Raw genomic sequence first — 12678 nt, forward strand, 5'->3', positions numbered from 1 at the left:
GGCAGACACGACAAGGCCGGCGCCTGTTGGCGCCGGCCTTGTCGACAAATCAGAGTCAGGAATGATCAGGCTTGAAGTGGTCAGCTGGCGACGGAAAACATCTGCTGCGCCTCGGCCAGCAGACGATAGCGCCCGTCGAGATAGACCAATGGCCGGTTGGCCTCCGCCCAGAGTTCGACGGAGACGATCTCGGCGAGGAAAATGGTGTGGGACTGATAGGGGACCGCTTGGCGCACTTCGCAGTCAAAGCTGACCATGGCGTTGACCAGAGCCGGGGCGCCGGTCTGCAGCGTCTGCCAGGCGTCGTAGTCAAAGCGCTTCTCGCGATCGACGGGACTGGAGAAGCGACCGGCCACATCTTCGTGGGAGTCGGCCAGGATATTGACGCATAGAATGCCGGCCTCCGACACATGCGCATGGGCGGAGGCGGTCTTGTTGATGCAGACCAGCAGGGTCGGCGGATCGGCGGTGACCGAGCTGACGGCCGTGGCCACGAGGCCGTGGCGGACGCCGTGATTGACGGTGGTGATCAGCGATACGCCCGCCGCCAGACGCCGCATGCCGAGTTTGAAATCCTGGTTGTGCATCAGCCTGCTTCCTTCCGCGCCGCCAGCCGAATATGCGGCGAACATAGGCAAACTATCGTGCCGGCCCATTTTTCAGCCAACTGACCATTTCTCACGGACCATGGTGAGAAATTCTGGACTGCCGAAGTGCGGCGGCTCGCCCTAGCCTGATGGTCTCGTCCCGGCGCAAAGGATCTTCAGCGTGAGCAAAATCGCATTCATCGGCACCGGCGGCACGATCGCCTCGCTCGGCACCGGGCCGCTCGACATCGTCCATTATGGTAACAACAAGACCATGCTGCCCGCCGATGGCATCCTCGCCGCCGTGCCGCAGGTGCGGGAGGTGGCCGAGGTCATTGCCGTACCGTTCGCCAACATACCCAGCCCCAGCATCGGCTTTGCCGAATGGAAGGCGCTGGCGCTGCTGTGCTCACGCCTGGTCGCCGAGCATGCCGATCTTGCCGGCATCGTCATCGGGCATGGCACCGCGACATTGGAGGAAACGGCCTACGCGCTTGGCCTGACGCTCAAGGTGGCCATTCCCGTGGTCGTGGTCGGTTCGCAGCGGCCGCTGAGCGGGCTGGCCAGCGACGCGTCGATGAACCTGGTCAATGCCGTGCGGGTCGCGTCAGATCCACAATCGGCGGGCCGCGGCGTGCTGGTGCTGCTCAATGACGAAATCCACGCGGCGCGCGAGGTGACCAAGACTGCCACCTACCGGTTGCAGACCTTCCGGGCGCCCGATTTCGGCATGCTCGGCTATGTGGACGGCGATGTGGTCAGCTATTACCGGCGCACCGAAAGGGTAACGGCGCCCGATACCGAATTTGATCTGGCGATGCTGGAGGCGCTGCCCCGGGTCGACATTGCCTACGCCTATGCCGGCGCTGACGGCGTCGAGGTCGATGCCTTCGTCGCTGCAGGGGCGCGCGGCATCGTCGCGGCGGGCTTTGCTCCGGGCATGGCGCCGCCCGGCCAGGCAGCGGCGCTGGAGCGCGCCGCCAAAGCCGGCGTGGTAATCGTACAGGCGACGCGGGCCGGCAGCGGCGTGGTGCATGACAATGCCCGGCTGAGCGCGCTGGGCTTTGTGCCGTCGGACAATCTCAACCCGCAAAAGGCGCGCGTCCTGCTGGCGCTGGCCCTGAGCCATACACAGGACCGCGCCGAGATCATGCGCATGTTCAAGACCTATTAGGAGCAGGCCATGACCGAGCCACACCAGTTGGACGCCGCCACCATCGCCACCCGCGTCGCGGCGGGCACGCTATCGGTCGCCGATGTGGCCGAGTCGCTGATCGCACGGGTCGATGCACGGGACGCGGATGTTCGCGCCTGGGCTTGGTTCGACCGCGACCTGCTGCGCGACCGCGCCAGCCTCCTCGATGAAGTCCCCATCAAGGGGCCGCTGCATGGCGTGCCAATCGCGGTCAAGGATGTGATCGCCACCTATGACATGCCTACGGCGCACAATACGCCGCGCTACCGCAATAGCCGCACGGGGGTTGACGCCGCCTGTGTCGATACGTTGCGGGCAGCCGGCGCGCTGATTGCCGGCAAGACGGTGACCACCGAATTCGCCGCGACATTGCGCGGCGGGTCCACCCGCAATCCGCATGCCCTGACGCATACGCCGGGGGGCTCGTCCAGCGGCTCGGCTGCGGCGGTCGCCGACTGGCAGGCGACCCTGGGACTGGGCACGCAGACCGGGGGCTCGACCATCAGGCCGGCCTCATTCTGCGGCATCTATGGCTGGAAGCCGACCTGGAGCAGCATCAGCCGGGAAGGACTCAAGATGAGCTCGACCACGCTCGATACGCTGGGACTCTATGCCCGCAGCGCGCGGGACCTGATGCTATTGGCGGATGTCTTTGCCATCGACGCGCTGGAGATGCCGGCGCCAGCCAGCCTCGCGGGCCTCAAGGTCGGCATTTGTCGAACACCGCATTGGGGCAAGGCCTTGCCCGCAACTGTTCACGCAATGAGTCAGGCGGTGGCACTGCTGCGGCAGGTCGGCGCCGAGGTCACCGAACTCGACCTGCCCGGCATATTCGACACGATCGGGGAATCGCACCGCATCGTGGCGCGCACAGAGGGCCGCGCGGCCTTTCTCAACGAATATCGCAACACCTACGACCTGCATGACGACTTCAAGGCGACGGTGGAAAACCGCAGCGGCATCACGCCAGGTGACGCGCGCGCCGCCTATCGCCATGCCGATCACTGCCGCGGCCTTTATGACGACATCGCCAGTGCGTTCGATATCGTGCTGACGCCCAGCGCGACCGGCGAAGCGCCCGAGGGTCATGACATTACCGGCGACGCGTCGTTCAACTCGATGTGGACGCTGCTACAGGTGCCGGTGGTCAATGTGCCGGGGCTGGTCGGTCCGGGCGGATTGCCGGTCGGCCTGTCGCTGGTAGGCCGACGCTATGAGGACCGCAAGGCCCTGGCTATCGCTGAACTGGTCGGCGCCATGTTCAACCAGCGCGACGCGGCGGCGGCCTGAGCTAAAGCCCGGCGATGAAACTGGCGCTGTCGCTGATCTCGGCCTGACGCGGCAGGATCTTGGCCAGCAGGAATTCATGCACGGCCGGATCGCTGTCGCCGATGCAGTCGGCCAGGATGGTGATGGCGAAATCCATGTCGGCCGCCGTGCGGGTGGTCGAGAGGATGACGCCGCTGGTGGAAATGCCGGTCAGCACCAGGTGATTGGCGTCAAAGGCGCTGAGAATGACCGGCAGATCAGTGCCATGCAGCGCACCGACGCGGTGCTTGACGACCACCGGCTCCCCCTCGATCGGCGCCAGCACATCGATGACGCTCGGATTGACCAGGCGACCGGACGCCTTGACCGCGGCAAAGCCCTTGTTGTTGGCCGACACTTCCGGATAACCCGGTCGAAAGCCGACAACCACGAAGGCCACCGGCATGCCGGCCGCGCGAGCGGCATGCAGCACGGTCTGGGTGGCCGCGATGGCGGCGCTGGCATCATGGCTGGCGACGATCTCGTCCTGGAAATCCATGACGAGCAGAGCGGACCGCCGTGGCATCACAGCGTCTTGCCCTTGTAGGACACCATTGGCGCCTTGCCCTCGGTGGCGGCAAAGTCCTTGACCCGGCCCAGCACGATCAGCGTGCCGTGGCGCTCGATGGTCTCCTCGACTTCGCAGTCGATCACCCCCGAGGCGCCTTCGAGCACCGGGGCGCCCGTCGCCAATCTTGACCATGTGCCCAGGGTAAAGCGATCCGCCCCCTTGAGTTCGCCCTTGCCGCCGAACGGGCCAGCAAGATCGGCCTGGTCAGTGGCGAGGTAATTGATGGCGAAATGCTTGCCTTCAAGGATGGCGGAGACGGCCGAGGTCTTCTTGTCCACCGAGATCATCATCATCGGGGGATCAGCACAGAGGTGGGTGGCCGAGAGTGCCAGAAAGCCGCGCGGGCCGTCGCTGCCCTCGGCAGTGACGATGGCGGTGCCGACGGCGCGCAGGCCCACCGCCTGCCAGAAAGTGCGGACATCGATGACCCGTTCGGGCGACATGACTTCAGACATGGCTATACTCGATCTGGTTGGGAATGGGCTCCGGCAGCTGCCGGAGCGCCCCTAGGCCGCAGCCTGGTCTTTCGCCAATTTGGCATTGCGGGACTTCATCAGCGGCTGGATGTGCTCGCCGAACTGCTCCATGCCGATGATGAAATCGTCAAAGGTCAGCATGATGCCTTCAATGCCGGGCTGTTCGGCGATCTCGTCGAGCATGCGGGCGACGTTGGCATAGCTGCCGATGAGCTTGAGCATGCCGGTCGGCTCGGCCTTGGAGGGGTCGTTGAGCATTTCCTGGGCACGCCGGGCCATGCCGCCAGCGGTGGAATTGGCAGCGGCATTCTTGTCGGCCGAGGACTGGTCACGCGACCAGGCGATGGCTTCAAGGTCTGTTCCCTGCTTGTAGTGTTCCCATTTGGCGAAGGCCATTTCATCGGTGCGGTCAGCAATGACCATCAGCAGGGTGAAGGCGCCCACCTTGCGACCATAGGGCTTGGTGACCTCGAGCAGCCGCTTGGCATTGTCGCCGGCATTGGCGGTATTGTTGATGCCCGAACCGGCGCCGATGAAGTTGTAGTCGCAGTGCTGGCCGACAAACTCCATGCCGCGATTGCTGGCGCCGGCCGCCACGATCTCGATCTTGCTCGAGGGACGGGGCGACAGCTTGCAGTCGTCCATCTGGAAATATTCGCCCTTGGAGTCGGAGGTGCCGGTCTCCCAGAGGTCCTTCATCACCTGCACATATTCGCCGGCATATTCGTAGCGGCGCTCGAAATGGGCGTCGCCGGGCCACAGGCCCATCTGCTGATATTCCTTGGGCTGCCAGCCGGTGACGATGTTGACGCCGAAACGGCCGGGGGCAATGGAATCGATGGTGGAGGCCATGCGGGCGGCCAAAGCCGGCGGCAGGGTGAGCAGCGCGATCGAGGCATAGAGCTTGATCTTGCTGGTGACGGCTGCAATGCCGGCCATCAGGGTGAAGGCTTCCAGGTTGTGCTGCCAGTATTCGGAGGGGCCATTGAAGCCGCGCAGCTTGATCATGGCGAGGGCGAAATCGAGCCCGTAATGCTCGGCGCGCTGCACGATGGTCTTGTTCAGGTCAAAGGTGGGATAGGTCTCCGGTGCGGTCGTGGAAATCAGCCAGCCGCGGCTGCCGATCGGGATAAAGACGCCAATTTTAACCATGGCTGATGCTCCTAGGGTTAGATCAGGCCGCGTTCTGGTTGGCGGCGGAAAGGGTGCTGCGGCTGCGCATGCGCGGCTGGATGTACTGGCCGAACTGCTCAATGCCGGTGATGAAGTCGTCAAAGGTCAGCATGATGCCACCCAGGCCAGGCGTCTGAGCCATAGTGTCGAGCATGCGCGCCACATTTTCATAAGAGCCGATCAGTCGCAGGCCGCGATTGGGTTCGGCGGCGGCGGGATTGCGCAACTGTTCAAGGGTGCTGGCCGCCATGCCGCCGGCGGTGGAATTGGCCGGGGCCTTGGTGTCCTGGGAGGACTGTGAATGGGCCCAGGCAATGGCCTCCATATCGGTGCCCTTCTTGTAGTGTTCCCACTTGGCGAAGGCCAATTCGTCGGTGCGATCGGCGATGATCATGGCGCCGGTATAGGCCTGCACCTTGCGGCCGGTGCCTTCAGCGACCTTGGCCAGACGCAGCACATTGGCGCCGGCCTTGTCAGGCTCGTTGATGCCGCCGCCCGAGGAGACGAAATTGTAGTCGCAATGCTCGGCCACGAACTGCATGCCGCGGTCCGAGGTGCCGGCGGCAACGATGTCGATATGGCTGGACGGACGCGGGCTCAGCTTGCAGTCATCCATCTGGAAGAACTTGCCCTGGAAGTTGGAGACGCCGGTCTCCCAGAGGTCCTTCATCACCGTCACATATTCGGTGGCATAGTCGTAGCGCTGGGCGAAATGCGCCTCGCCGGGCCAGAGGCCCATCTGCTGGTACTCCTTGGGCTGCCAGCCAGTGACGATATTGACGCCGAAGCGGCCCGGCGCGATGGAATCGATGGTCGACACCATGCGGGCGGTCAATGCGGGCGGCATGGTGAGTAGTGCGATCGAGGCATACATCTTGATGCGCTGGGTAACGGCAGCAATCCCCGCCATCATGGTGAAGGGCTCAAGATTGTGCTGCCAGAATTCGCTGGGGCCGTCATAGCCGCGCAACTTGACCATGGAGAGCACGAAATCGAGCCCGTAATGCTCGGCGCGCTGGCAGATGGTCTTGTTGAGATCGAAGGTCGGATAGGTGCGCGGCGCCGTGGTGGACATGATCCAGCCGCGACTGCCGATGGGAATGAAAACGCCGATCTTGACCATGACTTTGTGCTCCGCCGATTGAGGGGTTTGGCAGGCGCCTGGGCGGCGCCTGCGCGCATTCAGGCCGCGGCCTGATCGCTCTTGAGAGAGGCGTTGCGGGATTTCATCAGCGGCTGGATGTGCTCGCCGAACTGCTCGATGCCGATGACGAAGTCGTCAAAGGTCAGCATGATGCCCTTGATGCCGGGCACGGCGGCGATCTCATCGAGCATGCGCGCGACATTTTCGTAGCTGCCGATGATCTTGGTCATGCCGGTCGGTTCGGGATTGTCGATGCCCTTCTTGAGCAGGGCGGCCGTCGAATTAGCGCTGGCCTTGGTATCAGCGCCGGCCTGGCTGGCCTGCCATTCGAGCGCTTCGATGTCAGTACCGGTCTTGTAGTGCTCCCACTTGGCGAAGGCCATTTCGTCGGTGCGATCGGCGATCACCATGATCAGCTGGAAGGCGCCGGTATCGCGGCCATGCAGGCGGGCAGCCTCGGCGACACGGCCGGCTACCTCGCGGCAGCCGTCAGTCTGGTTGAGACCGCCGGCGACGACGAAGTTGTAATTGCCGTGCTTGGCGACGAACTCCATGCCGGCTGGCGACTGCCCTGCCCCGACGATCTGGATTGGTGCACTGGGTCGGGGCGACAGCTTGCAGTCGTCCATCTGGAAGAAGTCGCCCTTGAGATCGGAAACCCCGGTGGTCCACAGGTCCTGCATCACCTGGACATATTCGGTGGCGTAGTCATAGCGCCGGGCGAAATGTTCCGGGGTCAGCTCGAGCCCCATCTGCTGGTATTCCTTGGGCTGCCAGCCGGTGACCATGTTGACGCCGATGCGGCCGGGGGCGATCGAGTCGATGGTCGAGACCATGCGGGCGACCAGAGCCGGCGGCATGGTGAGCATGGCCACAGAAGCGAAGAGCTGGATCTTCTTGGTGACGGCGGCGAGGCCAGCCATCAGGGTGAAGCTTTCCAGATTGTGCTGCCAGTATTCGCTGGGGCCGTTATAGCCGCGCAGCTTGATCATCGCGAGGGCGAAGTCGAGCCCGTAATGCTCGGCGCGCTGCACCACGGTCTTGTTGAGATCGAAGGTCGGATAGGTCGCTGGCGACGTGGTTGAAATGAGCCAGCCGCGGCTGCCGATGGGAATGAAGACACCGATCTTGGTCACTGAAACGCTCCTGCAAGGGCCGCTCTGCCGGAGCCGGGAGAGCCAGGCTCTCGCGGTCGGGAACAGACAACTGGTTGTGCCAGGCGATGGTCGACCGCCGGTTCCCGAATTCCAAACGACAAATCTGCAGTGGCGACAGTGAGTTTTTCTCACGAGGCAGGCCGGGCGGCTCGGACTGCCTTGAACAGGCCCTGAAACAGTGGGTGTCCAATCTGTTCATCGCGTGGCTGAGAAAAGGTCAGTGGCGCTGGACGGCGGGCTCGCCAGAGTGGGCGGACAGGTCCCCCATTGCCAGCGGAGCGTCAAATGCGTCTCAAGCCGCCAGTTTCTGAAGAGCACGCCTACCAGTATCTCAGTCTCAACGCGGCCCTGGTCTGGGGTCTTGGTGACGCCGCCAAAATGGATGGGCATCTGCACTCCATCGCCGCGGCCATGGCTGAGGTCAGCGCGCTGGACATAGAAGACGCGGTCGAGCCGATCTTCGGGGAAGACCATGCCCTCGATCCGGAGGACGCGGCATGAACCCGATCGACCTGACAACCACCCAAATGGCCACGGCGATTGCGGACGGCACGCTGGATCCCGTCACGGCGGTCGAGAGCGCGTTCGCGCGCATCGATGCCCGCGAAAGCCAGGTGCATGCCTGGGCCCATCTCGACCGCGACGCGGCGCTGGCGGAAGCCAAAGTCCTGTCGGCCGAGCGCATGGCGGGCAAGCTGCGCGGTCCGCTGCATGGCGTGCCGGTGGGCATCAAAGACGTCTTCCATGCCAGGGACATGCCGACGCTGGCCAATTCAAAGACCATGGACGGCAGTCTGCGCTATCCGGATTCCGGCGTCGCCGCGGCCCTGCGCAAGGCGGGTGCCATCATCCTGGGCAAGTGCACGACTGTGGAATTTGCCGGCATGGGCGTGCCTCCGGCCTCGACCAATCCGTGGAACAGCGCCCATACCGGTGGCGGCTCCAGCTCCGGCTCGGGCGTGGCCGTGGGCGCCCGCATGATCCCGGTTGCGATCGGCACGCAGACGGGCGGCTCCAATATCCGCCCGGCAGCCTATAATGGCGTGGCGGGCCTCAAGCCCAGCTATGGCGCGCTGTCGCGTAAGGGCATGCTGCCCGTCGCCTGGTCGCTCGATCACCCCGGGCTGATCGCCCGCGCCGCCGAGGACCTGGAGCTGGTGTTCACCGCCCTGGCCAAGATCAAGCCAGTGCCGGTCAGCGCGCCCGGTACTTGGCGCGTGGGCGTGTTGCGCGGGTTTTTCACCGACAAGAGTTCGCCGGACATGGCGGCAAGCTTTGAGGTGGCACTGGGTAAGCTCTCGGCGTCTGGCATGGAGCTGGTGGAAATGCCGCTGCCAGCCCTGTTCGCGGCACATCGGTCGATCCACCACCTGATCATGAGCACGGAAATGGCGGTCTATCACGCGCCGCGCATCGCCGAGCACCGGGACACCATGACTGAGCGCCACCGCATCATGGCCGAAGCCTTCGCTCTGGTGCCAGCCGGCTATTACCTGCAGGCGCTGCGCGCCAAGCGCCTGCTGCAGCAAGCCATGGCGGCGCTGTTTGCCGACGTGCATGTGCTGGCCATGCCGACGACGCCGGACACCGCGCCACTGGGCCTCGAAACCACCGGCGATGCGTCATTCCAGGTGGCGTGGAGCCTCACCGGCTTTCCCACCACGACGATCGCCAGCGGCCTGGCGAGCAATGGCCTGCCGCTCGGGCTGCAGTTTGCCGGCGCCCCCGGCACCGACCTGCTGGTGATCAAGGCCGCCATGGCCGCCGAAGCGGTGCTGGGTCGATTGACCCTGCCCGACTGAGCCATCGCGAACCCTTCTTCGAGGAAGTCCAATGCTGTCCGACCCCAAGCACTACAGCTATTCCGCCCTACCCGACCGGCAGCCGCTGAAAATGCCGGGCGATGCGCGGATCGCCGTCTTCATCGTGCCCAATGTGGAATATCTGGAATTCCTGCCGCCGGGCAATCCGTTCCGCAATCCCTATGGTCGGCCGGCGCCGGACATCCAGGCCTACCAGGCGCGCGACTACGGCAATCGCGTCGCGCTGTGGCGGCTGTTCGAGATGTTTGACGACCTGGGCATCAGGGCCACGGCGTCGATGAATGCTGCGGTGTTCGAGCATTTCCCTGATATCGCCGAGGCGATGACCAAGCGCGACTGGGACTACCAGTCACATGGCCTCTACAATACCCGCTTCAGCTTCGGCATGGATGAGGCCATGGAGCGTGAACAGATCGCGACCGTGATCGAGTTGGTCAAGAAGCATACCGGCAAGATGATCAGTGGCTGGCTCGGGCCGGCGCTGACCACCACCCCCAATACCCCGCACCTGCTGGCCGAAGCGGGCGTCAAATACTGGGCCGATATGTTCCATGACGACGAACCCACCGACATCGCCGTGCGTGCGGGCAGGCTGATTTCCCTGCCGTACAGCTTTGAAATCAATTCGGGCGTGGCGCTGGGTGGACAGGCACAGACCGGCGAGGCCTTCGGCCGGATGATCTCCGACCAGTTCGACATGCTCTACGAGGAGGGCAAGGTCGCGCCCAAAGTGATGGCGATCTGCCTGCATCCCTTCGCGGTCACTGCACCGTCGCGGGCCAAATATCTGCGGCGGGCGCTGGAACATATTCTGGGCCATTCGCACGTCTGGCAGGCCACGGCCGGCGAGATCGCCGACTGGTACTATGCGAACTATCACGGCAAGCGCGTGCCGGCGCCGGCCCTCGACCGGGAGCAGGCAGCATGAGCGCGCTTCCCTCGACCTATAATGACGTGGTTGTCGATCCGGTGACCCGCATGGATCACGGCCTGTTCAAGTTCTCCGCCTATCCGGACCGCCCCCCGCTGGCCTGGCCGAACGGCGCCAAGGTCGCCATCGCCGTGGTCATCACCGTCGCGGCTGGCGATGTGGCGTCCAATCCGACCAACCTGATCGGCTTCACCCATCGCGACTATGGTCCGCGCGTGGGCCTGTTCCGGTTGATGGGCATTCTCGACGAGCTGGGCATCAGGGCGACCGTGCCGCTGAGCGATGCGCTGCTGACCCGCTCGCCACGCGTGGCCGAGGAAGTGCTGAAGCTCGGCTGGGAGATTGCAGGCCATGGCGAAAAGGCCAATCTCGGCCTCAACTCGACCATGAGCGAAGCCGATGAGCTGGCCTATATCGAAGCCTCCCGCGCGGCGTTGCTGGCCGCGACCGGAATAGCCCCGCGTGGCTGGCTGGGACCGGGCAATAGCGAATCCTCGCACACGCTCCACCTGCTGGCGGGCGCGGGCTATGACTACACGCTCGACTGGGGCAATGACGACCAGCCCTATGACTTCATCGTGCCTAAGGGCCGGCTGTCGGCCCTGCCCTATAGCGTGGAAACCTCGGACGCCGCCGTGGTGCAAGCACAAAGCCATACGCCCTGGGAATATGAGCAGGCCCTCGCCGATCATCTCGAAGGGCTGCTGGCGGACAGCAATGGTTCGGTCATGACCCTGGGCCTGCAGGCCAATGTGTCCGGCCAGCCGTTCCGGGCGAAATATATCCGCAAATTCCTCGAAACGGCCGCAGCCACTCCGGGTGTGTGGTTTGCCACCGGCTCGGCGATCATCGACGCCTATCGGGCGGGATAGGTCGGGCACAAGCTGCCAACCGCTAGACGCCACCACGGCCCGGTGCCATGCGCTGAAACACGCCATCCCGCTTGACCAAGGCGTGGTAGAGCGCCGCGCCAATATGCAGAATGATGAGGCCGATCAGCGGGATGCGCAGGGTGGCGTGGATCTGCTTGGCGGTTTCGGCCAGGCTGTCCGACCGTGGCGCGAGGCGCGGGAAGCCCAGGCTGTCAAAGACCTCCAGCGGAAAGCCGCCGGCGGTGACGCGGATATAGCCCGAGATCGCCATGCCCAGCAGCAGGCCATAAAGCAGCCAGTGCGTCACCTCGGCCACGATGCGCTGCATGTGCGGCACGCTTGCGGGCAAAGGGGGTGGTGGATTGAGCAGCCGATAGGCCAGCCGCAAGGCGACCAGGATGAGGATCACCACGCCGATATTCTTGTGAAACAGGAACAGCGGGTCCTGCAGCGAGCGCTCGATGCCGGGGCGGAGCATGGCAATGGCCACAGGGATGGTCAGCAGCACCAGTATGGCGGTAACCCAGTGAAAAAACCGGGCCAGGGGCTTGTAGGTCAGGGTGGGGTTCATCATCGATTTTCCGGGGCTGGTATGAACCAATGGCTTGCGGACAGCGTAATATGACATGACTGTCGTATAATAGCGCCAAATGCAAAGCAGGTGACCATGAGTGATGCTGGCCTGGTGGGGCTTTTGCGCCTGCCCAAGGGGCTGCTGGGTGATAGGGGCGACAGATCGGTCAACCTGCGCTTCGCCCTGGTCTGCATCCTGCTGATGCCTGGTGTGCTCGCACTGGGTGCGGCTCTGACCGGCTCATTCATGGGCGCGGCGACCGGGCTGGTGACGTTTACGATCATGGCTGTTGTCGCGGGACTGGCTTTGAAGGCGCAATATCAGCATGACCGCCTGGGCATTGCCAATATCGTCACGCTGTTGCGCACCGCCATCATCGCGGCCCTGGCGGCCCCGCTGACCCAGCCCGGCCTGCTCGCCATGGAAGAGGCCCTGGCATGGACGGTGCTTGGCGTGGCGGTTTTTTCCCTCTGCCTGGATGGCGTGGACGGCTATTTCGCCCGCAGGCAGAAGCTCACCTCAGATTTCGGCGCCCGGTTCGATATGGAGGTGGATTCCATCTTTGCCCTGCTGCTGGCCGTACTGGCCATGCAATCGGGCAAGGCAGGCCTATGGATCTTGCTGCTCGGCGGCATGCGCTACGCCTTTCTGGCCGCGGGCCTGTTGCTGCCCTGGCTTGATCGCCCGCTGCCGGAACGCTTCAGCCGCAAGGCGATCTGCGTCATCCAGATCGCCGTGCTGATCGGGCTGCTCGCGCCAATCATTTCAGGCCCCCTGTCCTGGGCGCTGGCCGCTTCCGGCACGCTACTGCTCACCTATTCCTTCGGCCGCGACGTGGTGTGGCTGGCGCGGCATCGAGCGTGAAGA

The 12678-nt window shown here is 64.2% G+C and carries 14 protein-coding genes; 7 read left to right on the top strand and 7 right to left on the bottom strand.

What is annotated here, in order from left to right; translation table 11 throughout:
• Positions 1 to 80 precede the first annotated feature (80 nt).
• Positions 81 to 587: a flavin reductase gene (locus GDR53_RS19490; RefSeq protein WP_210321367.1), complete on the bottom strand. Its 507-nt coding sequence runs from the start codon at positions 585 to 587 to the stop codon at positions 81 to 83.
• A gap of 181 nt (positions 588 to 768) precedes the next feature.
• Between GDR53_RS19490 and GDR53_RS19495 the strand changes: the two genes are divergently transcribed.
• Entirely contained in the window at positions 769 to 1761 is a 993-nt protein-coding gene (locus GDR53_RS19495; RefSeq protein WP_193336065.1) for an asparaginase, read from the top strand.
• Positions 1762 to 1770: 9 nt separating this feature from the next.
• A complete protein-coding gene (locus tag GDR53_RS19500) occupies positions 1771 to 3072 on the top strand; it encodes an amidase (RefSeq protein WP_193336066.1) in 1302 nt (433 codons plus the stop codon).
• A 1-nt stretch (position 3073) separates the two neighbouring features.
• On the opposite strand, the gene GDR53_RS19505 is transcribed toward GDR53_RS19500, so the two are convergent.
• The 5 genes from GDR53_RS19505 to rutA (GDR53_RS19525) are packed head-to-tail and all read right to left on the bottom strand — an operon-like array spanning position 3074 to position 7590.
• Positions 3074 to 3616: a cysteine hydrolase family protein gene (locus tag GDR53_RS19505; protein WP_193336067.1), complete on the bottom strand. Its 543-nt coding sequence runs from the start codon at positions 3614 to 3616 to the stop codon at positions 3074 to 3076.
• Positions 3616 to 4116, bottom strand: a complete 501-nt coding sequence (locus GDR53_RS19510; RefSeq protein WP_193336068.1) for a flavin reductase family protein — start codon at positions 4114 to 4116, stop codon at positions 3616 to 3618. Before GDR53_RS19510 ends, GDR53_RS19505 begins: the two co-directional genes overlap by 1 nt.
• 51 nt (positions 4117 to 4167) lie before the next feature.
• Positions 4168 to 5289 (bottom strand): pyrimidine utilization protein A, encoded by a 1122-nt coding sequence (gene rutA / locus GDR53_RS19515; RefSeq protein ID WP_193336069.1) that lies wholly within the window; start codon positions 5287 to 5289, stop codon positions 4168 to 4170.
• A gap of 22 nt (positions 5290 to 5311) precedes the next feature.
• A complete protein-coding gene (rutA, locus tag GDR53_RS19520; protein WP_193336070.1) occupies positions 5312 to 6433 on the bottom strand; it encodes a pyrimidine utilization protein A in 1122 nt (373 codons plus the stop codon).
• A gap of 59 nt (positions 6434 to 6492) precedes the next feature.
• Positions 6493 to 7590 carry a pyrimidine utilization protein A gene (rutA, locus tag GDR53_RS19525; protein ID WP_193336071.1) on the bottom strand — a complete coding sequence of 366 codons (1098 nt, stop codon included), beginning with the start codon at positions 7588 to 7590 and terminating at the stop codon, positions 6493 to 6495.
• A gap of 306 nt (positions 7591 to 7896) precedes the next feature.
• Here rutA (GDR53_RS19525) and GDR53_RS19530 point away from each other — a divergent pair, with 306 nt between their 5' ends.
• Genes GDR53_RS19530 through GDR53_RS19545 form a run of 4 tightly spaced genes read left to right on the top strand, consistent with a single transcriptional unit; the run spans position 7897 to position 11237 of the window.
• Positions 7897 to 8112, top strand: coding sequence for a hypothetical protein (locus GDR53_RS19530; RefSeq protein WP_193336072.1), 216 nt, complete (start codon positions 7897 to 7899; stop codon positions 8110 to 8112).
• Complete coding sequence (locus GDR53_RS19535; RefSeq protein ID WP_193336073.1) at positions 8109 to 9413, top strand: amidase; 1305 nt, start codon at positions 8109 to 8111, stop codon at positions 9411 to 9413. The genes GDR53_RS19530 and GDR53_RS19535 overlap by 4 nt, the downstream gene beginning before the upstream one ends.
• Before the next feature lie 31 nt (positions 9414 to 9444).
• Positions 9445 to 10362 (top strand): polysaccharide deacetylase family protein, encoded by a 918-nt coding sequence (locus GDR53_RS19540; protein WP_193336074.1) that lies wholly within the window; start codon positions 9445 to 9447, stop codon positions 10360 to 10362.
• Positions 10359 to 11237 (top strand): polysaccharide deacetylase family protein, encoded by an 879-nt coding sequence (locus GDR53_RS19545; protein ID WP_193336075.1) that lies wholly within the window; start codon positions 10359 to 10361, stop codon positions 11235 to 11237. Before GDR53_RS19540 ends, GDR53_RS19545 begins: the two co-directional genes overlap by 4 nt.
• Positions 11238 to 11259: 22 nt before the next feature.
• Here GDR53_RS19545 and GDR53_RS19550 read toward each other — a convergent pair whose 3' ends face one another.
• Positions 11260 to 11808, bottom strand: a complete 549-nt coding sequence (locus GDR53_RS19550) for a cytochrome b (protein ID WP_210321368.1) — start codon at positions 11806 to 11808, stop codon at positions 11260 to 11262.
• Positions 11809 to 11904: 96 nt separating this feature from the next.
• Here GDR53_RS19550 and GDR53_RS19555 point away from each other — a divergent pair, with 96 nt between their 5' ends.
• Positions 11905 to 12675 carry a CDP-alcohol phosphatidyltransferase family protein gene (locus GDR53_RS19555; RefSeq protein WP_193336077.1) on the top strand — a complete coding sequence of 257 codons (771 nt, stop codon included), beginning with the start codon at positions 11905 to 11907 and terminating at the stop codon, positions 12673 to 12675.
• The last annotated feature ends 3 nt before the right edge of the window (positions 12676 to 12678 follow it).

Origin of the sequence: Devosia beringensis (assembly GCF_014926585.1) — a bacterium.
In the GTDB taxonomy this organism is placed as follows: Bacteria; Pseudomonadota; Alphaproteobacteria; order Rhizobiales; family Devosiaceae; genus Devosia; species Devosia beringensis.

What these genes read in the sequence shown, in the direction of transcription:
- GDR53_RS19490 (WP_210321367.1), bottom strand. Translation starts at nt 587, where the DNA reads ATGCACAACCAGGATTTCAAACTCGGCATGCGGCGTCTGGCGGCGGGC.
- GDR53_RS19500 (WP_193336066.1), top strand. Translation starts at nt 1,771, where the DNA reads ATGACCGAGCCACACCAGTTGGACGCCGCCACCATCGCCACCCGCGTC.
- GDR53_RS19505 (WP_193336067.1), bottom strand. Translation starts at nt 3,616, where the DNA reads ATGCCACGGCGGTCCGCTCTGCTCGTCATGGATTTCCAGGACGAGATC.
- GDR53_RS19510 (WP_193336068.1), bottom strand. Translation starts at nt 4,116, where the DNA reads ATGTCTGAAGTCATGTCGCCCGAACGGGTCATCGATGTCCGCACTTTC.
- rutA (WP_193336069.1), bottom strand. Translation starts at nt 5,289, where the DNA reads ATGGTTAAAATTGGCGTCTTTATCCCGATCGGCAGCCGCGGCTGGCTG.
- rutA (WP_193336070.1), bottom strand. Translation starts at nt 6,433, where the DNA reads ATGGTCAAGATCGGCGTTTTCATTCCCATCGGCAGTCGCGGCTGGATC.
- GDR53_RS19530 (WP_193336072.1), top strand. Translation starts at nt 7,897, where the DNA reads ATGCGTCTCAAGCCGCCAGTTTCTGAAGAGCACGCCTACCAGTATCTC.
- GDR53_RS19535 (WP_193336073.1), top strand. Translation starts at nt 8,109, where the DNA reads ATGAACCCGATCGACCTGACAACCACCCAAATGGCCACGGCGATTGCG.
- GDR53_RS19540 (WP_193336074.1), top strand. Translation starts at nt 9,445, where the DNA reads ATGCTGTCCGACCCCAAGCACTACAGCTATTCCGCCCTACCCGACCGG.
- GDR53_RS19545 (WP_193336075.1), top strand. Translation starts at nt 10,359, where the DNA reads ATGAGCGCGCTTCCCTCGACCTATAATGACGTGGTTGTCGATCCGGTG.
- GDR53_RS19550 (WP_210321368.1), bottom strand. Translation starts at nt 11,808, where the DNA reads ATGAACCCCACCCTGACCTACAAGCCCCTGGCCCGGTTTTTTCACTGG.
- GDR53_RS19555 (WP_193336077.1), top strand. Translation starts at nt 11,905, where the DNA reads ATGAGTGATGCTGGCCTGGTGGGGCTTTTGCGCCTGCCCAAGGGGCTG.